This is a genomic window from Thalassotalea sp. SU-HH00458, assembly GCF_040362795.1.
Taxonomy (GTDB): Bacteria; Pseudomonadota; Gammaproteobacteria; order Enterobacterales; family Alteromonadaceae; genus Thalassotalea_H; species Thalassotalea_H castellviae.
The window spans coordinates 14853-41374 of the sequence record NZ_BAABWW010000014.1; the positions used below are offsets into that span (position 1 = coordinate 14853).

Annotated in this window: 26 protein-coding genes and 1 tRNA gene; 14 read left to right on the top strand and 13 right to left on the bottom strand. The window is 36.1% G+C overall.

The genetic code is table 11. The features are described 5' to 3' along the window. Positions 1–54 precede the first annotated feature (54 nt). On the bottom strand, positions 55–1497 hold the full coding sequence (gene sbcB, locus ABXH06_RS16975; protein WP_353518974.1) for an exodeoxyribonuclease I: 1443 nt from the start codon (positions 1495–1497) through the stop codon (positions 55–57). Positions 1498–1907: 410 nt separating this feature from the next. On the opposite strand from sbcB, the gene ABXH06_RS16980 reads away from it, so the two are divergent. The 9 genes from ABXH06_RS16980 (at position 1908) to ABXH06_RS17020 (ending at position 11790) form a co-directional block, all read left to right on the top strand. Further along, positions 1908–2942, top strand: coding sequence for an efflux RND transporter periplasmic adaptor subunit (locus ABXH06_RS16980; RefSeq protein WP_353518975.1), 1035 nt, complete (start codon positions 1908–1910; stop codon positions 2940–2942). After that, complete coding sequence (locus ABXH06_RS16985) at positions 2939–6037, top strand: efflux RND transporter permease subunit (RefSeq protein ID WP_353518976.1); 3099 nt, start codon at positions 2939–2941, stop codon at positions 6035–6037. The genes ABXH06_RS16980 and ABXH06_RS16985 overlap by 4 nt, the downstream gene beginning before the upstream one ends. 392 nt (positions 6038–6429) lie before the next feature. Further along, positions 6430–7641 carry a tyrosine-type recombinase/integrase gene (locus ABXH06_RS16990; protein WP_353518977.1) on the top strand — a complete coding sequence of 404 codons (1212 nt, stop codon included), beginning with the start codon at positions 6430–6432 and terminating at the stop codon, positions 7639–7641. Beyond that, positions 7634–8158 carry a hypothetical protein gene (locus tag ABXH06_RS16995; protein WP_353518978.1) on the top strand — a complete coding sequence of 175 codons (525 nt, stop codon included), beginning with the start codon at positions 7634–7636 and terminating at the stop codon, positions 8156–8158. Before ABXH06_RS16990 ends, ABXH06_RS16995 begins: the two co-directional genes overlap by 8 nt. 101 nt (positions 8159–8259) lie before the next feature. Continuing rightward, positions 8260–8505, top strand: a complete 246-nt coding sequence (locus tag ABXH06_RS17000) for a hypothetical protein (protein WP_353518979.1) — start codon at positions 8260–8262, stop codon at positions 8503–8505. A gap of 2 nt (positions 8506–8507) precedes the next feature. Beyond that, positions 8508–8726, top strand: a complete 219-nt coding sequence (locus tag ABXH06_RS17005) for a hypothetical protein (RefSeq protein ID WP_353518980.1) — start codon at positions 8508–8510, stop codon at positions 8724–8726. 1 nt (position 8727) lies between these two features. Continuing rightward, entirely contained in the window at positions 8728–9129 is a 402-nt protein-coding gene (locus tag ABXH06_RS17010) for a hypothetical protein (RefSeq protein ID WP_353518981.1), read from the top strand. A 77-nt stretch (positions 9130–9206) separates the two neighbouring features. After that, complete coding sequence (locus ABXH06_RS17015; RefSeq protein ID WP_353518982.1) at positions 9207–11036, top strand: AAA family ATPase; 1830 nt, start codon at positions 9207–9209, stop codon at positions 11034–11036. Positions 11037–11502: 466 nt separating this feature from the next. Beyond that, positions 11503–11790 carry a hypothetical protein gene (locus tag ABXH06_RS17020; protein ID WP_353518983.1) on the top strand — a complete coding sequence of 96 codons (288 nt, stop codon included), beginning with the start codon at positions 11503–11505 and terminating at the stop codon, positions 11788–11790. Between the two features lie 13 nt (positions 11791–11803). On the opposite strand, the gene ABXH06_RS17025 is transcribed toward ABXH06_RS17020, so the two are convergent. The 5 genes from ABXH06_RS17025 to ABXH06_RS17045 all read right to left on the bottom strand — a co-directional run bounded on the left by ABXH06_RS17025 (position 11804) and on the right by ABXH06_RS17045 (position 15392). Then, entirely contained in the window at positions 11804–12190 is a 387-nt protein-coding gene (locus ABXH06_RS17025) for a P27 family phage terminase small subunit (RefSeq protein WP_353518984.1), read from the bottom strand. A 65-nt stretch (positions 12191–12255) separates the two neighbouring features. Next, positions 12256–12516: an HNH endonuclease gene (locus tag ABXH06_RS17030; protein WP_353518985.1), complete on the bottom strand. Its 261-nt coding sequence runs from the start codon at positions 12514–12516 to the stop codon at positions 12256–12258. Beyond that, a complete protein-coding gene (locus tag ABXH06_RS17035) occupies positions 12500–13687 on the bottom strand; it encodes a phage portal protein (RefSeq protein ID WP_353518986.1) in 1188 nt (395 codons plus the stop codon). Before ABXH06_RS17035 ends, ABXH06_RS17030 begins: the two co-directional genes overlap by 17 nt. A gap of 1 nt (position 13688) precedes the next feature. After that, positions 13689–14222 (bottom strand): HK97 family phage prohead protease, encoded by a 534-nt coding sequence (locus tag ABXH06_RS17040; RefSeq protein WP_353518987.1) that lies wholly within the window; start codon positions 14220–14222, stop codon positions 13689–13691. A 9-nt stretch (positions 14223–14231) separates the two neighbouring features. Next, positions 14232–15392: a phage major capsid protein gene (locus tag ABXH06_RS17045; protein WP_353518988.1), complete on the bottom strand. Its 1161-nt coding sequence runs from the start codon at positions 15390–15392 to the stop codon at positions 14232–14234. Between the two features lie 410 nt (positions 15393–15802). Between ABXH06_RS17045 and ABXH06_RS17050 the strand changes: the two genes are divergently transcribed. Beyond that, the gene (locus ABXH06_RS17050) at positions 15803–16720 is read left to right on the top strand and encodes a hypothetical protein (protein WP_353518989.1); all 918 of its coding nucleotides are present in this window, start codon (positions 15803–15805) and stop codon (positions 16718–16720) included. 142 nt (positions 16721–16862) lie between these two features. Here ABXH06_RS17050 and ABXH06_RS17055 read toward each other — a convergent pair. Further along, a tRNA-Val gene (locus tag ABXH06_RS17055) sits at positions 16863–16939 on the bottom strand. A gap of 129 nt (positions 16940–17068) precedes the next feature. Further along, positions 17069–18439 (bottom strand): MATE family efflux transporter, encoded by a 1371-nt coding sequence (locus ABXH06_RS17060; protein WP_353518990.1) that lies wholly within the window; start codon positions 18437–18439, stop codon positions 17069–17071. 66 nt (positions 18440–18505) lie between these two features. Between ABXH06_RS17060 and ABXH06_RS17065 the strand changes: the two genes are divergently transcribed. Continuing rightward, positions 18506–19153 carry a riboflavin synthase subunit alpha gene (locus ABXH06_RS17065; protein ID WP_311584557.1) on the top strand — a complete coding sequence of 216 codons (648 nt, stop codon included), beginning with the start codon at positions 18506–18508 and terminating at the stop codon, positions 19151–19153. Positions 19154–19164: 11 nt separating this feature from the next. Here ABXH06_RS17065 and ABXH06_RS17070 read toward each other — a convergent pair whose 3' ends face one another. The 3 genes from ABXH06_RS17070 to fdxA form a co-directional block, all read right to left on the bottom strand. Continuing rightward, positions 19165–19386, bottom strand: a complete 222-nt coding sequence (locus tag ABXH06_RS17070) for a CPXCG motif-containing cysteine-rich protein (RefSeq protein ID WP_303454644.1) — start codon at positions 19384–19386, stop codon at positions 19165–19167. A 170-nt stretch (positions 19387–19556) separates the two neighbouring features. After that, positions 19557–20423: a fructosamine kinase family protein gene (locus ABXH06_RS17075; protein ID WP_353518991.1), complete on the bottom strand. Its 867-nt coding sequence runs from the start codon at positions 20421–20423 to the stop codon at positions 19557–19559. A gap of 114 nt (positions 20424–20537) precedes the next feature. After that, entirely contained in the window at positions 20538–20873 is a 336-nt protein-coding gene (gene fdxA, locus ABXH06_RS17080; RefSeq protein ID WP_353518992.1) for a ferredoxin FdxA, read from the bottom strand. 195 nt (positions 20874–21068) lie between these two features. Here fdxA and ABXH06_RS17085 point away from each other — a divergent pair, with 195 nt between their 5' ends. After that, positions 21069–22721 (top strand): NAD(P)/FAD-dependent oxidoreductase, encoded by a 1653-nt coding sequence (locus ABXH06_RS17085; protein WP_353518993.1) that lies wholly within the window; start codon positions 21069–21071, stop codon positions 22719–22721. A 40-nt stretch (positions 22722–22761) separates the two neighbouring features. Here ABXH06_RS17085 and ABXH06_RS17090 read toward each other — a convergent pair whose 3' ends face one another. Then, on the bottom strand, positions 22762–23244 hold the full coding sequence (locus tag ABXH06_RS17090) for a hypothetical protein (protein WP_353518994.1): 483 nt from the start codon (positions 23242–23244) through the stop codon (positions 22762–22764). A 111-nt stretch (positions 23245–23355) separates the two neighbouring features. On the opposite strand from ABXH06_RS17090, the gene ABXH06_RS17095 reads away from it, so the two are divergent. Next, entirely contained in the window at positions 23356–23673 is a 318-nt protein-coding gene (locus ABXH06_RS17095) for a hypothetical protein (protein ID WP_353518995.1), read from the top strand. Positions 23674–23722: 49 nt separating this feature from the next. Here the strand turns inward: ABXH06_RS17095 and ABXH06_RS17100 are convergent, their stop codons facing one another. Beyond that, positions 23723–24370, bottom strand: a complete 648-nt coding sequence (locus ABXH06_RS17100) for an START domain-containing protein (protein ID WP_353518996.1) — start codon at positions 24368–24370, stop codon at positions 23723–23725. 233 nt (positions 24371–24603) lie between these two features. Here ABXH06_RS17100 and thrS point away from each other — a divergent pair, with 233 nt between their 5' ends. Continuing rightward, positions 24604–26514, top strand: coding sequence for a threonine--tRNA ligase (gene thrS, locus ABXH06_RS17105; protein ID WP_311584542.1), 1911 nt, complete (start codon positions 24604–24606; stop codon positions 26512–26514). Positions 26515–26522: the final 8 nt, after the last annotated feature.

The window sequence follows — 26522 nt, forward strand, 5'->3', positions numbered from 1 at the left end:
GATTAGTCAGTAGCGATTCATTTTTCACTGAAAGTTCGGGTAATAGTTTAGGGGTTAGCTTTGAATATATTGATACAAAGCTTTTAACACCGCCATTTTACTTTGGTTATTCTCATGCTCATGCACTAAGTTTTCAATTTTTATCATAAACTCATCAGCACTTAATAAACCTTTGCCACCAAATTGAATTTTATTTTGGCAATACTGTTGCCATTTTTGTTGTTCTTCATTGGTTAAAGTCAAAGGATAGTTTCTGGCTCTATATCTGAATAATAAAATTGGTAATCGTTCATCTTGAAAAGTAAAAGGGTGGCTTGATAGCTGTTCGGGTGGCAACTGGTGTAAAATTTCCATTTGTGCTTTATCCGCATGAGAGAAAAAGTTTCCACCATATAAGGCTTGTTCAGCATCGATGTTTTCATCATCAAAATCATCAGCAGCAAAAACTTCAGTTAATTTATCTCGTATTTCTAAATGTTCTTTCAGTAACGTTAAATTCGCTAAACAACGTTCTCTAGGAATTGACAACCGTGCCGCGTTCTCCGGCAAAAGGGTTTTCGCAGGTGCGACAATCGGGCATTTATTGATATGAATGAGTTTCACCGGAATAGGGCTTTCATCTTCGGCTAATTCATCATGACGAGTATATAAACGTGATTTAATTTCTTCGGCGCTTAAATTAAATAATGGCGTAGGGTCTTGAGCTAAATCAATACAGATTACCGCATTTTTATTAACCGGATGATAAGCTACGGGTGAAAACCAACTCGTGCAACCATGTACGGAAGATATTTTACTGGAAGTATGTACAACCGGTGTCATGTTATAAACATCAAGTAATTCGGCAACTTGTTTTTTGTTTTTTAAATTGAAAACGAACTCATACAATTTTGGCTGTTTTTCTTTTATCAGTTTCGCCATGGCAATGGTGGCGTACACATCACTCATCGCATCATGAGCTGACTCATGACTGATCCCATTAGCTGCTGTGAGTAATTCCAGCCTAAAACTGACAACTTCTTCGCCGTCACGCTCAACGGTTGGCCATTGAATACCTTCTGGACGTAATGCATAACATGCCCGCACTAAATCGATAATGTCCCAACGACTATTGCCATTTTGCCATTCACGCGCGTAAGGATCATAAAAATTACGATAGAGCAGATATCGTGTTACTTCGTCATCAAAACGAATATTATTGTAGCCGGCAACACAGGTATTAGGTTGTGAAAATAGTGAATGAATGCGATCGGCAAATGCTGCTTCTGTTAATCCTTCAGCTAATGCTTTTTGTGGAGTGATCCCTGTGACTAAACAAGCTTCAGGGTTTGGCAGATAATCTTGTGGTGGTTGACAGTAAAACATCTCAGGTTCCCCTATGATGTTTAAATCAAGATCAGTACGAATACCAGCAAATTGAGAGGGCTTATCTAACTTAGGTGAAATCCCCCATGTCTCATAATCGTGCCAAAGGATTGTTGGTTGGTTACTTGTCAATTTGTTGCCTATTTACGTACTCATTTATTGGAAAACATTATCAAGGTAAGTTGGAAGCTAAACAACTGTTTTTTATCAATAGTAACCGTTTGGTTATTTACTTATTGTCAGATTTAACTTTAGTAAAATGTATTCCTATTTTATTTGGCTTTATTTGCGATTGCTAAGGCGTTATTTTCTATCAAGTATTGGAATACAAAATACTTCGCATTTAGCAATTACTGCAATTATAGTCTCTTGGAGAAAAAATAAGCTTTATTTCGATTGAATATGCACAGTCGTGACTGATTGGTTACTTAGCGCTAATTTTTTACGTTTCGTCGTAATTTGCCAGAAATCTTCAACTTTTTAATTCGATAAACAGTATATTTAGCATTAATAAATCAGTTCAATAAGTTAAAGGATATAGAATGAAGTTGTTTTGGTACTCATTATGGTTGTTTGTTTTTTTCACCGTAAGCCAAGTTTCTGCACAATCAACAGGCGCAAAAAGCGCAGCAAACGTCATCACGTTGCCAATTAGTTTTGAAAATATAACTAGTCGTGTTGAAGCGGTTGGAACAGCCGAAGCTATTCGCTCTGTTGTGTTATATCCGGCAGTCGCTGATAAAGTTACCGAAGTTAATTTTGTGCCAGGACAACGGGTAGAAGAGCGTGAAGTGTTATTACGTTTAGATTCACGTCGTCAAAAAGTAGCGTTAGAACGTGTCACTATTCAACTTGCTGATGCAGAACGTACAGTAATGCGTTTAATTGAAAGTCGCAAAAAAGAAGCCATTGCGCAAAGTGCGTTAGATGATGCGATAACAGCACGTGATTTATTAAAAGTGCAATTAATAGAAGTTAAAACCGAACTCGAAGATAGGGTCGTAAGAGCGCCATTTTCAGGTGTAGTGGGGTTAACTGATGTAGAACCGGGTGATCGAATAGGTTTACAAACTCCGATCACTACTATCGATAACCGTGAAAGACTGCTGATTAATTTTGATGCACCAGAAACTGCGTTGCCTATGTTACAAGGAAAATCTACGGTTGAATTAGAACCTTGGCAAGCACGAGGAACGAGAATCAATGCACAAATAATAGAAGTGGATTCTAGAATTAACTTAACTAACCGTAGTATTCGAGTTAGAGCACTGTTAGATAATATTGATGATGTTTATCGTCCAGGGATGAGTTTTCGAGTGATCATGCAAATGTTTGGTGAAGCTTATGCGGTTGTCCCTGAAGCCGCATTAATGTGGGGTGCCACTAGTGCTTATGTTTGGATAGTAGAAGACGGAAAAGCCAAAAAAATTGATGTACACATTCAACAACGTTTAACAGGACGCTTATTATTGTCTGGTGAGTTGAAAACTAATGATCAATTAATTGTTGAGGGTGTGCAAAGTTTACGAGAAGGGCAAACGGTTAACGCTGTTATGTCAAAAGGTGAAAGCTTATGAGTCAACCTTTAGTGCAAAATGATTTACCTTCGTTATCTATTCGTCGGCCTGTTTTAATTGTCGTTTTAAATTTATTGATCATCATTGCTGGTTTAGCCGCATTTAATGCGATCGAAGTACGTGAGTTACCGGATGTAGATCGTCCTATCGTGTCAGTAACTGCACATTTTCCTGGGGGCTCGCCAGAAACAGTTGATACCGAAGTGACCAGTAAACTGGAAGGGGCCGTTGCTCGGGTCAGCGGTGTTAAGTCAATAAATGCGAACAGCGAAGAAGGCAATGCTCGGGTACGTGTTGAGTTTCGACCGGGTATTAACTTAGATGATGCCGCTAATGAGATCCGTGAGTCGGTAAGTCGAGTACAGCGTGAATTACCTGATACGGTTGAACGTTTGGCTATTATCAAGGCCGATAACGATGCACAATCTGTCGTCAGTATTGCGGTGTCTAGTACAACATTAGATTTGGAAAGTTTAACAGAACGGGTAGAAATTGATTTAGCGCCGCTGTTTTTAAGTATTCCAGGGGTAGCCGATGTACGCTTAAACGGTGACCGAGAACGAGTGTTACGTGTCCTTTTAGATCCACTACGCTTAACCAGTTTTAATTTATCGATTACTGACGTTGCGGCTGCACTTCGCCAAGCGCCTTTCGATGTTCCTGCCGGTAGTATGAAATCAACTGACCAACAGTTAATTGTCCGCGCGGATGCGACTTCTATCTCTGCAGAAGAAGTTGCCGATATTATTATTCGCAATAATACTCGTATCGGTGATGTTGCCACAGTATTTTTCGGCCCTGCTGACGCCAATAGTATGGTTAGACTTGATGGAAGACCAGTGATAGGTTTAGGGGTCATTCGACAAGCTCGGTCTAATACCATTGAAATTTCAGATGAGGTCCTTGCTTTAGTCAAACAAGTTGAAAATCGATTTCCGAATCTTCAAATGCAAGTCACTTCAGATGATGCTGAATTTATTCGTGGCTCAGTACAAGAAGTGATCACTTCACTGCTACTGACCATCATTTTAGTTATTGCAACTTTATGGTTATTTATTGGCTCAGGAAGAGCGACTATTGTACCCGCGTTATCAATACCAGTATCACTTATTGGCGCCTTAGCTGCGATATGGCTAATGGGCTTTTCAATCAATATTTTAACCTTATTGGCTCTTGTATTAGCAACGGGGTTAATTGTTGATGATGCAATTGTTGTTACCGAAAATATACAGCGAAGACGTAGTTTAGGCTTAGGAGCAAGAGCCTCAGCTGTGATAGGTACGCGAGAAGTTTTCTTTGCCGTAGTTGCGACGACCGCTGTACTTGTTGCTGTATTTGTCCCCATTGCTTTTTTACCTTCTACAGCCGGTCGATTATTTCGAGAGTTTGGTGGTGTACTGGCTATTTCAGTGATCATTTCATCTTTTGTTGCCTTATCTTTAGTACCTGCAATTACTGCACGGTTGCCTGTTAAAGAAAATAATCACAATCGATTAGCCCGTGTCGGTAACCTCATTTTAGGTTGGTATCAACGCTCTTTACATTTTGCCCTCGATAAAGCTTGGTTTGTTTTTATCGCCAGTTTAGTGGCAGCATTATCCGCTATCAGCATTTATAGCTTTTTGGATAATGAATTAATGCCTTCTGAAGATAGGGGAAGTATTCGCATTTTTGCCCGAGGTCCAGATGGGGTTGGTTTAAACTTTATGGATCGCCAAGCAGATAAAATGGAAGAAATACTGCTGCCTTACGTCCAAGGTGGAAATATTGATTCTATTTATACTGTCGTTGGACAATGGGATCCTAACATTGCATTTGTCACTGTTCCGTTAAAGAACTGGGATGAACGCTCACGCTCTCAGCAAGAAATTATTGAAGAAATTCGAGGGCCATTATCAAAAATTCCTGGTGCACCTGCACGTGCTTTTGGTTCAAATAGTCTTAATTTACGTGGCCAAGGTGGGGGGCTTGAGTTTGCTTTAACAGGGCAAGACTATGATAACATTTTTATTGCTGCGCAAAACTTTTCTAAAATCATTCAGCAAGAATTGCCTGAACTTGGTATGCCAAGAATTTCTTATCAGCCAAGTCAGCCACAACTTAGAGTGAATATAGACAGACGAAGAGCTAAAGAGTTGGGCGTACCTTTGTCAGATATTTCCTCCACTTTACGGGTTGCAATAAACGGAGATGATATTGCTGATTTAAATGTGGGGGATCAGGCTATTCCTATTATATTACAAGCGCAAAGCCAGCAAATAAAAGATCCCACGGATCTCGCAAATTTATATGTAGGTTCAAGTAACGGAACCTTAGTGCCTTTATCGAGTTTAGCTAATATTTCTGAAGAAGGTGTCGCAGCCGAACTTCAACGCCAAGCTCAACGTCGGGCTATTGAGATGGAAATGGAATTACCAGAAGATATCCCCTTACAACAAGTGGTAGAAAAACTGCGCACTTTAGGGGAAGAAAACCTGCCAAGTAATATAGGTTTGATCTTTTTGGGCGAGGCCTTAACTTTTGAAGAAACGGCTCGAGATGTCACCATTACTTATGTGCTTGCGTTTGTGATTGTTTTATTGGTACTCGCAGCACAATTTGAAAGTATGAATAGTGCGGTTGTGGTTATGTCTACCGTGCCTTTTGGTATTGCTGCAGCTTTGTTTGCGTTATTTCTAACGGGAACATCAATTAATATTTATTCACAAATTGGTTTAGTGATGTTAATTGGACTGTTGGCAAAAAATGCTATTTTATTAGTTGAGTTTGCCGATCAATTACGAGATCAAGGACACAGTGTACGAAAAGCAGTAGAAGAGGCGGCGAGCATTCGCTTGCGTCCCATTACTATGACGTTATTATCTACATTACTTGGCTCATTACCGCTGATTCTATCAAGTGGTGCAGGGGCAGAAGCACGTAACGCAATTGGTTGGGTTGTCTTTGGTGGTTTAGGTATAGCTGTTGTTTTTACACTTTACTTAACACCAGTACTTTATTTGGCACTCGCACGTTTTACTAAGCCAAGAGCCGATGAAGCTAAACGACTTGAATCAGAATTAGATGAGGCTGAAAAACTTACGAATTTATCGTGATTCGTTAATCATCACTCAATTTGTTATAGAGTCATACTTTATCAAGGCGCGAATTTTCAGCGCCTTTTTATTTTAAACAACGAAAGAGTACGTATTTTCAAACAGGATCGCGAAACGGTTCTTGTTAGATAAACAGAACAATGAAAGATTTAAGAAGAAAATGGTACGTCCGAGTGAATTCGAATCACCGACCTCATCCATGTCAAGGATGTAAATTACTGTTTCTCCTTATATCTATCTTATGCTCATTATTACTGTAACTCCTTTAAAAACAATAGGTTCAAGTGTTTCTTGTATCTGGTTGTTGCTCTCTTAATATCCTTGTGTATAATCTTTTGTGTACACAGGTGAGTACATATTTGACCTGTACCATTTATGAAAAGGAGTCAAGAATGGCACTTACAGTTAAGCAATTGGATGCAATTAAACCCACCGGTAAAAGATTTGAAGTATCAGATAAAGATGGTTTAAGTGTTCGTGTTTCTGCAACAGGTAAAAAAACATTCCAATATCGTTATCGTAAAAATGGCAAGCAACAACGCCATGATTATGGTGATTATGGAGCAGGGAAGAACCAACTTACTTTAGCGAAGGCTAGGGAAGTTCATTACAAAACTAAAAATGAAATATCAGATGGCTTTTACCCAAATCAATTAAACACTGGTTCAAAAGAGATCAAAACAGTTAAAGATATCTTTGATTCTTGGTATGAGATCTATTGTGTAAAAAATAGAAAGAATCCTGAATATGCACGAGATTTAATTGCTGCTGACATTACGCCTCAAATTGGTCACATTAAACCTTCAAAATTAACTAAGGCACATTTTAGAGATCTACTTGATATCATCATTGAACGCGGTTCTATGACTCAAGCTGAAAAGTGTAGGGCGATATGTAAGCAAGTGTGCAAATGGGCAGCTGAGCGTGATTACATCTTAAGCAACCCATTACAGGAATTCTCAGCTAGTGCAATCGGTTATAAATACAAACCTAGTGATCGATTTCTAAATGATGAAGAAATTGGAATTGTTTGGAATGGGTTAGATCTTTCTGGAATGGAAACTCCAACGATAAATGCATTGAAAATTATGATGCTAACAGGTTTAAGGCGCTCAGAGCCGTACTTAGCCAAACTCTCTGAAATTGACTTTAAAAATAAAGTTTGGAAAATCCCAAAAGAAAACAATAAAAGTGATCGCGCAAACGAAATTATGCTTTCTAGCCTTTTAATAGAGGTACTAGAAAATCAAATTGCTTACTGTGAAAGTATTGGTGGTAGCACTTGGTTATTTCCTTCAATAAAAGATACAGCAAAGCATATTGATTCAAATTCAGCGACTAGGGCGGTTAAGCGGCATTGTGATCGTAATCACTGGGTTAATGAAGAAGGTGGATCAATACCTGATTGGACTCCACATGCATTGAGACATACATTTGAAACCAAACTCACAGAAATTGGCATTGAATATATTGTAATGAAAAGAATGATAAATCACGCGATCGGTGGTATGTCAGATATTTATAATCATGCCCAATTAAATGATAAAAAGTTAGAAGCTATGGAAAAGTGGTCAGATAAAATTAGAGGGTGTATTAATGGATGAAGCAAATATCACTTCAATAGATGATGTAATTGATAGTTCAATGAATCCTATAGGCTTGATGAATAAATTTGTAAAGGAAAATGATTCAGGACAAGTAAGTGATTTAGTTATCAACGAATTATCAAATGTTTTTAATAAGTTTCTGGATGAGTTAAAAACTACCGAATTATCAAAGAAAGATCGTAAACGTGATTTAGGTAACTTATTTGTTAAACATTTCGAAGGTAGCCTAAAGGTTGGTTCACATAATCTATCTTGGGATGTAAAAATGAGAGTCGAAATTGATGCGGTAATTTATTATAAAGTTAATTATAAAAAGGAACTTATGAACTCAAAATTAGTAAAAGACGATATTGTTAAATTATTTTACCCAAAATACAGGATTTTAGGAAATATCAAATCTTTTGAAAATTGTTTGAGTCATTGGAGTGACCATGTTGATTCACTTTTATCTAATAGTGAGTCATATAGTTTTCATGTTAGGAATATGAAAAACAGATTAGGCTTAAGCTTCTGAATTGCATGTACTAAATTAAAGGAGGATTGAATAGGGCGATAGTAAACAAATTTGTTTGTACGATTATAACCAGTAACACCAATAAATTACTGGAGCTAAACATGCAAACAATCAAAACAAAACTAGCCTCATCACTTAATCAGTTATTAGATGAGAAACAAGCTGCGCTACTACTAGGTACAGCTACACCTTCACTTAGAAAATCTAGATGCACAGGAGTGCTTTTTGGTATTCCTGCCCCTCAATATTTAAAACTTGGTCGTTCAATCAGATATAAAACTTCAGTTTTAAATTCTTGGTTAGATGCTTTAGAAAAGCATTCTGTTAACCCAGCACAAGAGGCTTAATCATGAAAAACCAAAACATTAAAGAAAGCCGAGCAGACAGAATTTTAAAACACTTATGTTCTCAGCAAGGAAGAATTGACGCTGAAATTCAAGGTCATTTATTACCTAGAGTTAATAACCTTTTGAAAGTTAATGATATGGAACTAATAAAAGAACAATTATTTTTATTGGTCGCTGGTTTAGAAGATTTAGCCGAAATAAATATTCCACAGGGAGAATAGCATGAACCGTTTAACATATTTTTTACAGCTTATGGGTAAGTCAAAATATTACTCAGGTAGTCAATGCAATGAATGTGGTTCTATCCCTATGTTGCTCAATGAATATCATTATTTAGGTTATGAGTTCTTAAATATGTGTCATAGCAAACATTGCCCTAGTAATAAAAGATCTAGTGTAAAAGGTTTATCAATAAAAATGATAGATCTATTTGAAGAATTCAGAATATTTGATGGCGACTATGTTTCATTTCAAATGACCAGTGAAAGAGAATACAACCTTTGTTTGAAATTTTTGTATGAAATAAATCATACCTATGAATGTATAGATCGAAGGTTTTTTAAAATTAGATCTAATATCACAAGAACTCAATGGTATGAGTATCTCTATAAAGTAAATTCATAACCTTTTACTTTTAACTTTTATCTAAGGGGCTTTGCCCCTCTCTTAAACCTATATTTTGTAAAGTGGTCTTACATACAATGAATATTACTGAAAACGGCAGATTAAATGAGTTAAATAGTCGCTGGGCTTCATCAAATCTAGATTTAACCGAACATCCATATTTATTAAATAAAAGGATGATTGAACCCAAGTTATTAGCTGATTTCGGTGTTAGGGAAAATTATAAAGATTTAATTTATCCATTAAGGACATTAACCAGTAATGATCCTATTCAGTATCAAATAATAGATTCATTAGGTGATAAAAAATTACATTGTTCATCTGATGGTCAAGCTGTATTTCAAGTATTTGGCAACTTAGAAAAAGCAAAGAAGATCATTATTGCTGAAAGCTTAACAAAAGCAGCTGCTATATATCAGGTGGTTAGTATTGAAGATCACAGTATAGCTGTAATTAATGCTGTTAGTAGTGGCGGTATGGTTAAGTGTGCTAAACAATTAAGCAGACTATTTGACGTAATTATTGCTGCTGATAATGATAGTCATAAAACTGAGAAAGACGCGCCTAAAGGCATCTTAAAACAAGTGTTTAACGTTGCAACAGAGCTAAACTTAAAGGTTTGTATTCCAATAAAAGCGTTTAAAGATTGGGATGATTGGTTAGGGGCAAGTAATTTTGCTCATAGTGAAATATGGGAATGCATAAAGGGTGCAGAGCAACTAAACGTAATAACAACAGTCGTACAAAACTTAACGGAGTGGGCAGAGAAAAATCCAATATCTGAATTATTAAATAACCCAATACAACCACGCGATTTCTTATTTGAAAATCGATATGTACCAAAAGGAAAAGTCACAATTTGTCCTGCTGCTAATGGCACAGGAAAAACATTTTTAATGACTCAAATAGCTATTCAAGCAGCTCTTGGTCAATGTTTTATGTATGACAGAAATGATCGTAAATTTTTTAATCCATTAAAGCCATATAAGGTGTTAATTTTATCATTTGAAGATGATAGACAAGCCTTCCTTGAAAGAATTCATGCAACTATAGATCACTTTCCTGTTTTATCTAAAAATAAAAAGGAAATATTAAAGACGCTAGGCAACCAAATAGAAATATTAGAACTGCCAGCGATCTCACCTAACCCACTGTTAACTTGTTTAGATAGTATTACTAATAAGGTCGAACCTGATCAAATGTATTCACAGGTTGTTGACCTAATTATAACGCATGGCTATGAATTAGTTTTTGTTGACCCTTTTCACTACTCCACAGCAGCGAGTGAGAACGATAACAATCAAATGGGGCAGTTAATGAGACATATGACAAATATTGCAGCAAATACAAATGCAGGCATGTTCTTTTTTAGCCATACCACTGATAGCGATCCTCTGAGAAATAGAGGGGCAACATCTATTGCTGATCGTTGCCGTCAATTATTCAAAGTTGCTACTGTTGACCGTTTAAAAACATCAAATAATCAAATATGTAAAAGTTTAGCCAAGTCTATTATTAATAAACTCTCAGACAGTGAAAATTATAAAAGTGTACTGTGGTTCAAGATGGATAAAAATACCCATGGTAAAGAAGATCCTAAACCTTGGATTCTAAAGCGCCACTCAGATGGTGTTATTTCACCTATTAGTATTATAGGGATGGATAAAGTGAATGATGATTCAATTATTATCGAATATATAGAATCATGTGAAGGTAGTTTTGCCAGCAAGCGAATGATAGAAATTGATTTAAATGAAAAACTAACAATATCTCAGGCATCTATTAAGAATAAATTACAAGCTATGGTAGATAAGCGATTACTAAGAATTTGTGAGATTGATGAAATTAGAAAAATCATTGATAACCCAAAATCAAATGCGACTTGGTATGCTGTTTTAGATGAATGAAAAACTGGGCAACTAAAAACTGGGCTGCCCACTTGGGCAATTGTAAAATCATTTCATACTTCAATCATAGCCATATAAATCACACTCTCCAGTCAATCATTTAAAACAGGGCAATTTAAAAACTGGGCAATGATATGCCCAACTCTGAAAGCCTTATTCTATATGGTCTACATTAAAACTGGGCAAGTGGGCAAATCTATATAAGAAATATATATATTTGCTATTGGGCAATAATATATTTAACTAATTACTTAATTCGTGCCATAAATGTGGCAACGAATGTTAATTAAAAATATTATTTAAGGGGATTAGTATTTTATTTAAAATTATAAAATGGTTATTTTCAAACGAGTCAGACAAAAGAATCAGTAACCAATCACCTGTAATTAATCAATTAAACAAGCATAGCCCAGTTAAAGTATTTCTTGGAAAGTATTCTCATTCTTATGAGTTTGTAGAAAAAATTATGCGTAATGCATATAAAATTGATAATTATTGGGAACGAGGAGGTATAGGGTTTTATTGTAGTGATCCTAAGATTAATGCATCCAAAGAACAAATAGATCTTCTCATTAGAGAAGGAATGTATCCATCATCAACTTTAACAATGGGGCAAGCGTCTGATTTATTATCTTGTATTTTCGAAGCTTCAATTAATAGGTTTAATGAGGACTTTATTGAGAAGGAAAATATAAAAGACTTACCTGAATATCAAATTGACTTAATAATAATGGAGTTAGAAAAGAAAAATTAATTAATAATCCTTGTTAAATTTTATCCCAAAACTCTTGACTAAGTTGATTTGTAGATACGTTTAATAAACTAGTGCCTCTACTTTGAGGATCTAACTTTAATTTTGTTAAATAAGCTCTGATATTATTCTGAGCATCTTTTAGCATATTGACAGCAGGATTAGCCTTTCGACTTACTGCACCAGTTCTATAAGCTTCTGATTCAATAATTAATCCATTCGTTGCAATATCAGAAGTAGCAAAATCTACAATTGCTAAGTTCATAGCTAGACCGCCAATAGCGAATTCGTCACCAGCAACTATAACTTGATTAGCTTCACTCATTCGTTTAACAATCTGATTGAAGTAATTAATTTGTAAGTCACTACGAATAAAATCAGGCTTTTCTATAGCATTATTCATTTATAAACCTTGTGCTCATAAAAATTTGAGAGGAATTTACTCGCTTTTTGGGGAGACGGGGATTCTTAGCCTTTACCAAACTCATGATTAACATGCCCCCCTTTTAATTTCTTATCTAATACTGTTTTACATTGGTTACACAGAGCAACGTGATTAGACGTTTCCCAATAAGTTAATTCATTGATGGTTAAAGGGATAATATGATGTACATGTGCTGCTGGCTCATCTAAATCAAAGTCTTTGCAACGTATACATAATGGATTATCGAACAAATACTGATGGCAGTATGTTAGCCAAGCATTAAGGTCGTTAGCTTGGCGTTTCATTAGTCTTTTCCTTAACTGCTTCAACTTGGTTCATCCAACTAGGTGTTAATACATCATCACCATTTATAACAGGTGAAAGACCCATCATTGATCTGCATTCGTTTATCGAATAGATTCCTGCTCTCAACCCTAAATCAAAATTTTTCATACGTTGTTCAGGGCTTGCTCGATAAACAGATGAAGTATCAAATTGAAGTTGAACCATATTCTTGTTGCGGTGAGGTATCAGCTTTGAACTCATAGCAAGTTCAATATTAGAGATCAGTGGTTTAATACAGTTATTTAAAAACTGCCTTTGTAGTTGGTCATAGTCACCAGTCTCACCAGTGATTAATGCTTTAGGTACTGTGAACATGGCGCAAATTTGCTGAACTGAAAAGCAACGCTGTTCTATAAACTGACTATCTAAGTTTGATACATTAACGCTGCTAAGTTTTAAGCCATTTTCAAGTAAAGGAACAGATCCTGTTTTATGCTGACCTTGGTACATGCCTTTAAATTCTTCTTTTAGTCTAGTTGCAGCACTTCTATCTTGAAATACGCTATCAGTCTCTAATACTACAGATGGTCTGAAAGCATTTTTTGCTTGGCTATTTGCTGTTATATCTTGACTTAAGCCTTCACCAACAACATCACGACAAACACTAATAATTGATCGTCCTGTCATGTTATCGAGTGAATTGAGGCGAACATGGATCATTTCATCCTCAGTTAAGGGGATTTCTTTACCATGATTAGTTGCTACATAACCAAGTCTATTTTTGGGTAATACTTTAACTTGAACACTATCGCTTTGATGAGGTATTAATTCACTTACTGAGCCACGATGATCAAAAATAATTTGTATATATCCGTCACCGCGCAATAGTGCTTGTGATACTAGGTGGTATTTCAAGTCATAAGCAGTAATTGAATTAGTTGAATAACGGTTTAATAAGCTATCAAGATTGGTATTGGTTTGACGTTCTTGTCCTTTGTCTGACACGTTAAAGGCGTGTACATTCATACTTGCAATCGTACCTGATATAAGACCCACACAAGACGATACAGTAGCCAGTTTTTCAGATGTTGAAGCATTAACTGTAACACCTGAGAATGTATTAACTTGTGAACTTATCAATTGATCTAACGTTAAACTACGTTCTTCTTTCTTTTTAAAGGGATTCCACATTTTATATCACCTCTAATAATGCAAGTTCAGCTTCTAATAAACTGGTACTTTGAATTTTATTAGCCTTACTTAAGGCTCGTTCACTAATAACAACATTTGTATCTAAATAGGCAGGATCACTTGTAACAGTAACTTCTTTTAAGCTGGCTTTTGTTATTGTTCTTAATGCTGGTTCTTGGTTGTAATCCCACTCATCATTTTCAACGATAAAGCCAAAAGACATACCTGAAATGTCACCACGTTGAACTAACTCAGCAAGATCATTACCCATACTAGTGTTAGGTAAGTCAATTTCAGCTTCAATACCTCTAATAGAGTCATTTAAACGTAACGTGTTACTTGTCGTTCTTCCAATTAAGTGTTGTTTATCATGCTCATACAGCGCTTTTACGTCACCACTCAAATCAAAAGCATTAGGGCTTATCATTTCGATAAACCCCATATCTTGTGAACGTGAGTTATAGGGAATAGCCAGTGCTTTTAAAGTTTTACCTTTAGCAGATAGACCTGTTACAGCTCTACGTTCAATGGTCATGATTTATCCTTAAGCTGCTTTTTTAAGGATTTTGACAGCGCGATCATTTACTAAGCCACCGCCTACATAACGAGAAGCATGCATTTTGACAAAGCCTGGCTGGGTAATGTTATCTTTGATTAAACGTGTGCCTGTTGTGCCATCAATGATGTAATAAGCTTTTGTTAGATCGGCAAATACAACTTCATCACCAACTTGATCTGTAATTTCTACAGGCTTACCAAGTAGTAAATCTGGCTGTCCTTCAGTTAATGCAGATTTCCAAATAAAGTTACCATCACCATCTTTAATTTTACGTAATGAAAGCGCCATAGCATCAGACATATACCACTTGCAGCCTTTACGATAAGCAACTGCAACACTATGTTGAAATGTCACTAAATCATCAAAATCAATTACGCCACTTGCTGCACTAGTTAGTTCCTGAATTTCACCAAATGCGCGTGTACCATCAATATCAGTAGATCTTGCATAAGTTAAAATACCTTTAGCTTTCTTAACGCCATCACCATTCCAAAATGCTGTTTCTTCTTTTAATGATGATTCAGCAGTAACTTCAGAAGATAACCAGCTAGATACATCAAAATCAGACCAATCTAGTAACTCTTGTGTAGTTTTCGGGTAGGCATAAAGAGAATTTAACGCAATTTCAACTTCTTCTAACTTGCTCGTATTGGTCTCATTACGTGTATCTGATTCTGCTGCCCAATCAGTAGTAGTTCCACCAACTGAAACAAGCTTTTTATATGACTTACTAGAGCAGGGTTTTACAGTCGCATTTTTACGAAATACTGATTCTTCACGTAGTAACACTTCAATGCTTTTATCTAAGGTTGGGATAACCGTATATCCACCATCAGTATTAACGCCAACCGATAGAGAACGAATATCACCTGTTTGAACAAAAGCACGTAACTCTGTGTTGCTTGGCTTGTCGTTTGAACGTTGTTCAACAGTTTCACCAATTAAAGCTCGTTCTTCTGCGGCTGTAACTTCTGCCAATTCGATATGACTATTGATATCAGCTATTTGTGAATTAATAGATTTAGCTTGTTTGGATTCATCAGGGCTTAATGTACGTTTTTCTGTTTTAGCTTTCGCTAAAATAGTTTTTGATTGTTCAACTAGTTCAGCTTTTTGCTGGCGAAGTTCAAGTAATTTTTTCATCATGTCCTACCTTTTTAATATTGAATAAATATGCACTTAACTATGCTTATTATGCATATATATTCACAATATAGTAGTATTAATGAATTAATATTTACTTTTTCTGTTTTTTTATGCTAGTTTAACTATTGAAAGTCTATCCAGCTTTCAATATTTCATTATTCTCCTTGTTTAAATATGAATTGCCCTTTATGAGGCCACGCATAAAGGGCTTTTTTTTATATTTGTACTATTCTTATATTGCAAACTAAATGGAGATAGACTCATGGATGAAAATTACCCACCAAAAATTCTTGTAAGAACTTGGCTAAAACTAATAGAATCGGACGACATCACATCTATTCGTAGAAATTTACTAGAAGCAAATTTAGTTAATATATTTGGTTCTGTTGTATTAGCCGAGATATACCTTAATGAGCAAACTTTTTGATCCACGTAAAAGCTTCTTTGAATTATCTATTGTTAGAGCTACTGCCCTTATTATTATTGGTCTCTCATTTATATTGCTTGGGGGTGGGTTATGGGGAGAAGGATATAGCTTTGCTTTGAATGGTATAGCCTATAATACCTTTATAAATGACTTCAAGTTACCAATTTCTATATTAGCGTTACTTATTCCTTTCGGTGCTTTGTATGCTGCACAACATCGTTCAGAAATATCTATTGTCCAAATTGAAGCGACAGAATCACAAAACAACTTTGCAAATTACTATAAGCACCTTGAAGAATTTAAAGAGGTGCTAAAAGAACATCAATATACAGAAAAGTTTAACAATCATAGAAAATTACATATAACTCTTTTTCCAGAAGCTAAACATGGAAAATATATAATTCCTAGTGCAATTAGAAGCTTGATTATTACTAAACTTTTAATATGTTATAAATCATTAAGAAAAATTGAAGAAGTGAGTATCGCTTTAGCTAATGGTTCAGAACTCGAAGCTCAAAAACAAAAAATTATTTTAGACCTCTTAATTCAAGCCTATACACCGATAAAAGAATTAAGAAAAACTTTTCAATTTGTTACTAATGATCAAGACACTATAACGCCACATGGAATTAGTGAAAGTAAAGATAAAATTAATTTTTACAATTATATTTCAGAGATTCAACAAACAGCTTTATACCTCAAAGAAATCACTATATTTTGTGGTGAATTTGAAATACCAGCCATAATGAATGCTTTTAGTTTACTTGAAACTGAAGGTGGGTTACTTCACGGAATTCCAACTTCTAATGAGATTGTATTTAATTTACCAAAGCTAACTGAAGATGGTGAAAGAGCAATTATGACTACTACAATGAATGTTAGCTATTCAATTGAAAATTAAAGATCATTGTGTATTTTTCTTTATAGATATAAATAAAATAATTTATCAGTTTACGTAATGACACTGTGTGCACGTTTGAGTACATATTAGCGTTTTTAAGTGTTTTGCTGATTGGTTTTTTAGTGTAAGTTCTTGAAAAAATTGGTACGTCCGAGTGAATTCGAATCACCGACCTCATCCATGTCAAGGATGCGCTCTAACCAACTGAGCTACGGACGTATTACTTTTAGAAGTGTTGAATGACTCAACGGGCGCTATGTTAGCGATCTGAAATATGAGTTGCAAGTAATTTTCACTATTTCACTTTAATTTTCGTGCGTTTGATTATTAATCCAGCAAAATTATCGCTTAGCCTTCAATTATAGCTCGGTCAAAGCGTTTTTGAATCACCTTTAAGCGCCAGGCTAAAAATATTGCGGCGGTTGTTAAGCCAGAGATAAAACCTATCCAAAAGCCGTACGGACCGATAGGTTCAATTATCCAATTGGTTAAACCTAAAACAAGGCCAATTGAAAGACCGACGCCCCAATATGACAGGAACGTAATATAAAGAATTGATTTTGTATCTTTATAGCCACGTAATGCACCAGCTGAAATAACTTGAATGGCATCTGAAAATTGAAATAATGCGGCAAGAAACATTAAACTTGCTGCTAATTCGATCACCGGAATTTCATGGGTATAAATTGCGGCAATTTCGTGACGAAAACCAAGACTTAATGCGGCTGTCACGATAGCGATAACTAGACCTAACACTACCGAGTATCGACAAATTTCTTTCGCTTTTTCATGATCGCCATCACCGACAGCAAAACCAACTTGTATGGTTACCGCCATCGCTAAACTTAATGGCACCATAAAAACTAAGCCAGAAAAGTTAATCGCTATTTGGTGACTCGCCACAACATCGGCACCAAAGGGAGCAAGTATAATTGCGACGGCACAGAATAAACTCACCTCAAATAATAATGACATCGCTATCGGTAAACCAATGGATAAAATATTCTTTATTGCTGACCACTGTGGCCAATAAAACTTTTTAAAAAGCGGTGCCTGTTGTAATTGTTTAGAGAAATAACAATATAAAAGCATGGATAAAAACATCACCCAATAAACAATTGCCGTTGCTATACCACAACCGGCACCACCTAGAGCTGGCATACCAAATTCACCGTAAATAAAGATGTAATTAGCCGGAATATTAATAATTAAGCCGATGATACTTATGATCATTGTTGGTTTAGTAAAAGATAATCCTTCAGAATAATTACGTAAAACAAGATACAAACAAAAACCTGGGCCACCCCAAATAATATAACCTAAGTAGTCAAACATAAGGGTTTTAAGGTTTGTTTCTAAGGTGACGTGTTCAATAACCACCGGTGAAATAAAGACATATAAAACAATTAATGCAATGCCTAAAGTTAATGCAATCCAAGCTGTTTGATAGGTTTCGTTGGCGACTTGTTCAAATTTATTGGCACCAGCAAGTTGTGACACAATTGCGGCAAGTGCCATTATCAGGCCATAAATGGTTAATATAAGTGGTAACCAAATACTACTAGCGACAGCAACGGCAGCCATATCAGTTGAACTCACTCGTCCAGCCATCACGGTATCGGCAAATCCCATTAAGTTTTGAATGAGTTGCGCGATTAAAATAGGGTAGGCTAATTTCATTAATCGTTTGGTATTGGTGATAAAACTATTTAATTGCATGGCGCTCTGGTATTCACTAATTTAGCTTTGTTAGAATTGAATCTCTTTATGACTAATGGATGATATATGTTTACTGGCATTGTGCAATCTCAAGCTGAAGTTTATTCTGCAAAATATGTAAATAATTTTCTGCACTTAATTATTAAGGTCCAACGTGAGTTTGTTGATAATTTAACACTCGGCGCAAGCATCGCAATAAATGGTGTTTGTTTAACAGTGGTTAAGTTTGAAATAACTAATAATCAGGCTTTTATTTCGTTTGACGTGATTGATGAAACGCTAGCAAGGTCAAATCTTGCTAAATTGCACACAGGTATGTTTGTTAATGTCGAGCGTTCGTTATCGGTAGGGGATGAAATTGGTGGTCATATGGTTAGTGGTCATGTTCATACCAAAGCGACGTTGGTAGAGAATAAAGTAACCGATAAAAATTGTTGTATGTCGTTTGAAATTGACACTAAGTGGCACAAGTATATTTTACCGAAAGGATTTATTACTGTTAATGGTATTAGTCTTACTGTGGGGGAATTGACAAACGGACAGTTTACGGTTCATTTGATCCCTGAAACTTTATCAAGAACAAATTTAGCGTCACTTGCTCTTTTGGATGAAGTGAATATTGAATTTGATCAACAAACTATGACGATAGTCACCACGATAGAGCGGATGAAACTATCAGAAAATTTTGCTTACGATGCGACTAGTACCATTTAGTTACATGATCACTAAAAGATCTGTTCATCATCGGTGTTAACCGCGAGTTGGACTTTTTGACGATATTCGTCAATATGCATATTTAAATGAATATCATTGCAGCAAGCTGGGCATTCGTCATAATAATCCTGATCTCCCGCACTTGGATCTATGGTGATAAAAATATGATGCCCACAGCTAGGACAAGAGATTCTTTGTTCTGATACTTTATCTAAAACACAATCTTGGGGCATGTTGCCTCCTAGATATCTTCATTCATCATACGGTATATTAAGTATGATCAATTTTAGCCAAAGTGCGAATAAAATGCAGTGATTCTCACTAGAAATTTGCGGTTATCCTTTTGCTACTTTGATACGGTTAATTTAAATATAATTAAATCAATTAGCTCCAACTTTTTGAGCTAATGAATCGATAATATTCTGGCTAAAACTGCTTTAGACTGTTCAATATAAACCCCACCAAATAAATTAGCGTGGTTGAGAATATGATAAAAGTTATACACAAGTTTTCTTTGTTCATAATTTGGCGATAGTGGAAACTCAAGGTGATATCCTTGATAAAAATCGTCAGGTAACAAACCAAAAAGTTCAGTCATGGCAATATCTACTTCTCTATCACCATAGTAACAAGCAGGGTCAAAAATTACTGGCTTGTGATCACTAAAACCAATATTTCCTTGCCACAAATCACCGTGAACCAAACACGGAGTCACTTGATGATGTAATAACGCGTCATGGCAAACTTGGGTAATATGATCGATATCACCTAATTTAATCGATTTTTCATGCAAGAGTTGTAATTGCCATCCTATACGTTGTTCTGCGAAGAAAGTGCGCCAATTACTTTGCCATTTATTAGGTTGGCGAGTATCACCGATGAAATTATCATGTTGCCAACCAAATTGACCATGAGATGAGTTTTTGTGCAGTTGCGCTAATTGTTGGCCTAAGTGATACCAATCATGTGAGTCAGGCGTTTCAAACGGTATATAACTTAACACTAAAAAGCTTTTATCTAATGTAGTGCCTACAGTAATGACTTCAGGACAACTAATTTGATGAGCTGATTTAATTTGTTTTAAGGCGTATGCCTCTGACTCAAAGTGGCTCAAATGATTTTTGTCGTTTAATTTTAAAAAATATTTTTGCTGATGATTACTTAACCAAAAACATAAGTTGATGTCGCCACCGACAGCAATCTCTTTATGTTGAATAGAAAAAGGTTGTCCGGTAGCCGCTTGAATATGTTGCTCTATAGTCGACCACATTTTTGTCACCTCTACTGATAAGCATTGTTTGGCCATTGCTATCAGTATAGTAAAACATCGAAATTGTGAAACGTCAGTGAAACGGTTAAATTAAAGAATACAAAGAAAAGGAAATTATTGATCTTTTTCAATAATTAAATGTTTGATTTTATTGGGGACGCCATCCCATTGTTTCGCATCTTTTGGAGGTGTTTTAACTTCTGTGATCCTTGGCCATATTTTAGAAAGTTCGGCATTTAATTCAATAAATTCTTTTTGGCCTTCTGGTACTTCATCTTCTTGATAAATGGCTTGTGCAGGGCATTCAACTGGGCAAAGATCACAATCAATACAATCGTCTGGATTAATGGCAAGAAAGTTTTCACCTTCATAAAAGGCATCGGCAGGGCATACCGCGACACAATCGGTATATTTACATTTAATACAATTGTCTGTTACTACAAAGGCCATGCTTATCTCTTGTGTGAAAAATTGAGCTTAAAATACACTGAATCGTTCAGGACGTGTATATGATAGTTCCTGAATTTTCGTTTGGATCATACCTTTATCGTCGGCAATTTCAAACTCTGATTTAACTGTTGTGAATGTTCGGGTAAAATACGCAAAAATTTCAATTGTCCCTTCCTTGTGCGGAATTCATAACTTATGTTGCGTTTAACCAATATTAAACTAGATCTTAATCACCAACCTGAACAATTACAGCAAGCTATTCTTGATAAATTAGCGATTGAAAAAGAGCAGCTAGTTGAATTTGCCGTGTTTAAGCGTGGATATGACGCCCGTCAAAAGTCTCAAATTCAATTGATATATACATTAGATGTAAAAACTACACTTGATGATGAATTATTGCAAACCTTTGAAAATGATACTCAAGTGAAATTAAGCCCGGATACGCGTTACCATTTTGTTGGTCAAGCACCCACCACTTTATCAGAGCGACCTGTTGTGATTGGTTTTGGCCCGTGCGGTTTATTTGTCGCACTCATTTTAGCGCAAATGGGCTTTAAACCTATTGTGTTAGAACGAGGAAAAGAGGTTAGACAACGTACTAAAGATACTTTTGGTTTTTGGCGCAAAAAAATTCTTAATACAGAATCAAACGTACAATTTGGTGAAGGGGGCGCAGGTACGTTTTCTGACGGAAAACTATATAGCCAAGTAAAAGACCCTAAACATTACAGCCGGAAAGTATTGCATGAATTTGTTGATGCCGGCGCACCAGAAGAAATATTATATGTAAGCAAGCCACACATAGGTACGTTTAAACTCGTGACTATGGTGGAACAAATGCGCGCTAAAATTATTGAGTTAGGTGGAGAAATACGTTTTGAGCAACGTGTTGACACTATCAATATGACACCAGTTAATGGCACAAGTGATAAAAAACAAGTAACGGGAGTTACTTTAGCGACTGGAGAGGTGATTCATACTAAACACTTAGCATTAGCTATTGGTCACAGTGCTCGCGATACTTTTCAAATGTTAGTTGAGCAAGGCGTATTTGTGAAAGCGAAACCTTTTTCAGTTGGCTTTCGTATCGAACATGAACAGTCGGTGATTGACGAAGCACGTTTTGGTAAAAATGCTGGGCATCCCATTTTAGGTGCGGCAGATTATAAGTTGGTTCATCACTGTAAAAATGGTCGCTCGGTATACAGTTTTTGTATGTGTCCTGGCGGTACCGTTGTTGCAGCGGCATCTGAAGAAGGACGATTAGTAACAAATGGTATGAGTCAATATTCGCGTCATGAACGCAATGCCAACAGTGCTATTGTTGTAGGGATAGAACCAAAAGATTTTACTTACGGTAGTGAAGATCCTAAATCTGAAGCTGAGAATGTTTTAGCGGGCATTGAATTTCAACGTCGTTTAGAAGAAAAAGCTTTTAAACTGGGCGGAGAAAACTACGATGCTCCAGTGCAATTAGTCGGAGATTTTCTTAACGGCCGAAAAAGTGGTGAGCATGGTGATGTCGAACCTTCATATAAGCCAGGTGTTAAATATTGTGATTTAAGTGAAACCCTTCCTGAATATGCCATAGATGCTATTAGAGAAGCTTTACCTGCGTTTAACCGAAAAATTAAAGGCTTTTCAATGAATGATGCGACGTTAACTGCCGTAGAAACACGTACTTCATCACCTATTCAAATTACCCGTGATAAAGAAACCTTAGAAAGCCTGAATGTTAAAGGGTTATATCCTGCGGGAGAAGGCGCGGGTTACGCCGGCGGTATTTTATCGGCAGGTATTGATGGTATTAAAGTCGCGGAAGCCATAGCTTTATCTATGTTGAAATAACGTAGACAACTTGATCAAAAGGGAGAAAAGCTGTTCATTGTTAACTTCTCCCTAATATTTGTTGTGATGCTTTGTCATTTACTATGATTGCTCTAGCTTTTGTTATTTCAGCTAAGTATTGAGATTTGTCAAAGCATAACGTCGGAAACTCTTTATAATTCCAATACAGTCCATCGGTGGCTTTACTTTTATTATCACGATGCACATTGCGCCAATCACCCCAATAAAAATAATTATCGTAACCTGATACGACTCCTTGAAACACCCAACATTGCCATTCGCCGCAATCACAGGCATATGGCATAAATCTGCTTCCTGAAGTGGTCAATGATTGCATAATATCTTTACAACCTAACGCAGCCGTATATGCACCATTTAACCTTTCATGAAAGCGTTGTTCAAATTTAGCAATGGTTGATAAGAAACACACACCATCGATATAAACATCAAATATTGCGCCTAAACCTGGGTAATGTCCGACAGGCTTTAACGTTAAATGATTTACAATATTTGAGTTCATCACGTCCTTTTCTCTACTGAATATGGTTGTTATTTGCTTTATTTATTTTATAGTTACACGATTAAAATTTAAATTTACAGCTTTTTGTTATTTTTACTATAAATCATTCAAATTATGTCTACTGTTTCAAATGTTATGTTAACTACTGCTATTTATGATGGTGCATGGTCACAAAGTGATTATGGCAGCGTTGATATTTTAAATGAATACCTTCGTAAACAATATCAAGGTACTTGTTTTAAAATTGTTCATGATAAGGCGGGGGGGCATAAACAAATGACCTGCGATATATTTATGGCGGCGATTGAATATCTTGATGTTGACTCACTTGTTGAAACCTTTTTAACGATTGAGTGGCAAAAGCCAAAAGAAGCGCAACTAATGATCAGATCAAACCTTGATGATTCATTTCAAGTTTACTGTCCAAAATAAAATTATCTAAAACAACGAATCGAATGAAGCATTAAAAAAAATAATGGCCTTACATTTCTTTAATATTTGCTAACGACTTTGATTGCCATTTTGACTGTGGTAATTGTTTTTTAATATTTTTTAACGTATTCCATGTTGATTTGAGCGTCATCGGGTTAACTAACCAAGTAGGAACATTTCCTTTAGCGTCAACGATAAATGTATATTCGATATGTATTTCTGTTGGTGATATTGGAATTATCAGCCACTTTGCAAAAACCACATCTACTAAAATCGTATGCTTTTTTTGTGTAAAACCTTCTGCATTCTCAATTTGTATTTCTATTGATAAATCGTCATTTTGCCACTGACGGCTTTTTATGATCATTTCACGGCTTTTAATTGGCCAAAAGCTGTGAAATTCTGTAGTAAATATGTGAGTGTTATTGTTGGGAGATTGGAGGATCTTACTTTCTTTAGCGTTATCCAACCAGTTAGGAATGTTATCTGTGTCTAGAAGAAACAATAAAAAACCTGATAATGAAGAATCTAACTTAACTTCAGCTTTAATTTCAATTAAGTCACTGTTTATCACTGGTCGATAATTAATTGTAGTGGTTGCATCTTTTTTCCATTCAAGCCACTTTGAGTTAGCCTCTTTATTAACCTCTGGATTATTAGCAAAACTTTTCGTTATTGAAATAAAAAAAATTAGCAAGAAAACAACGAATGACGATAATTTGATTGTCTTTGGTAATAAATAGGAAAACAAAGGGAACATATTGCCTCTAGTCATTGCAAATTATAGGAAATTCCCCTATATTGCCGAGCTTGATTTATTCTCATAGCTTAAATGACTGGTGAATAATATCAAAAGAATTCATTAACTCTTTAAACATAAACAAAAATCAAGCGGCGCTTCGTGTGTGTCGCCACTGAAAAGGAAAAGTCATGCCCGTAATAACTCTCCCTGATGGTTCTCAACGCTCTTTTGAAAATGCCGTATCTGTTATGGATGTTGCTTTAGATATTGGTCCCGGTTTAGCGAAAGCGACTATCGCTGGTCGTATTGATGGCAACCTTGTTGATGCGTGTGAATTAATCACCCAAGACGCTAGTTTACAATTGATCACCAGTAAAGATAGTGAAGGTCTTGAGATTATTCGCCACTCTTGTGCGCACTTATTAGGTCACGCTATTAAGCAGTTATACCCAAATGTAAAAATGGCGATTGGGCCTACTATCGATAATGGTTTCTACTACGATGTCGATCTTGACGAATCTATTACAGAAGACGACTTAGCAAAACTTGAAAAACGCATGACGGAACTTGCTCGAACAGGTTATGAAGTTGTGAAGAAAACAGGTACTTGGCAAGATGCTTACGATGCTTTCACTGAACGCGGCGAAACGTATAAATTAGAAATTCTTGATCAAAATATTGAGAAAACAGATACGCCTGCGTTATATCATCATCAAGAATATATCGATATGTGTCGTGGTCCACATGTACCAAGCATGCGTCATTGTCATCATTTTAAATTAATGAAAGTGGCAGGTGCATACTGGCGCGGTGACTCAGATAACAAAATGTTGCAACGTATTTACGGCACAGCATGGGCAGATAAAAAGCAATTAAAAGCTTATATTGTTCGCTTAGCAGAAGCTGAAAAGCGTGATCACCGTAAAATTGGTAAAACGTTAGATTTATTTCATTGGCAAGAAGAAGCGCCAGGCATGGTGTTTTGGCACAATGATGGGTGGACTATCTATACTGAACTTGAAAAATTCGTTCGTGAAAAGTTACATGAATATGATTACGACGAAGTAAAAGCGCCCATGATGATGGACAGAAGTTTGTGGGAAAAATCAGGTCACTGGGATAAATATGCCGATGGCATGTTTACTACGGAATCTGAAAAGCGCGAATATGCGATTAAACCGATGAACTGTCCAGGTCACGTTCAAATATTTAATCAAGGGTTGAAATCGTACCGTGATTTACCGCTTCGTATTGCTGAATTTGGTTGTTGTCACCGTAACGAACCGTCAGGCTCTTTGCATGGTTTAATGCGCGTACGTGGTTTTACCCAAGATGACGCGCATATTTTCTGTATGGAATCGCAAGTGCAAGCCGAAGTCACTAAATGTATTGAAATGGTTTACGACGTTTATGGCTCATTTGGCTTTGAAGACATAGTCGTTAAATTGTCTACTCGTCCAGAAAATCGTATCGGTAGTGATGAAATTTGGGATAAAGCAGAAGCAGGCTTAGCACAAGCGTTAACTGATGCTGACATTAAATTTGAATATTTACCGGGAGAAGGGGCATTTTACGGTCCTAAAATTGAATTCACCTTAATGGACTGTTTAGGCCGCGCTTGGCAATGTGGCACAGTGCAATTAGATTTTGCTTTACCTGAGCGATTAGGGGCAACTTACGTCGGTGAAGATAACGAACGTTATACTCCGGTGATGATCCATCGTGCTATTTTAGGTTCACTTGAACGTTTTATTGGTATTTTAATTGAAGAATATACCGGCAAATTCCCAACGTGGTTATCGCCGATTCAAGTGACATTAATGAATATTACCGATAAACAGAGCGAATATTGTCAAAAAGTTGTAAAAAAACTCAAAGAAAATGGATTTAGAGCAAAACTAGACTTGAGAAATGAGAAAATAGGCTTTAAAATCCGCGAGCACACATTAAAGCGTGTTCCTTATTTGTTAGTTGTTGGTGACCAAGAAATGGAATCTGGCGAAATAGCAGTTCGAACGCGTGGTGGTGAAGATTTAGGTAAAATGTCGGTTGATGACTTTATTACTAAATTAAGTGACGAAGTTAATTCTCGTACTTAACACAGAAT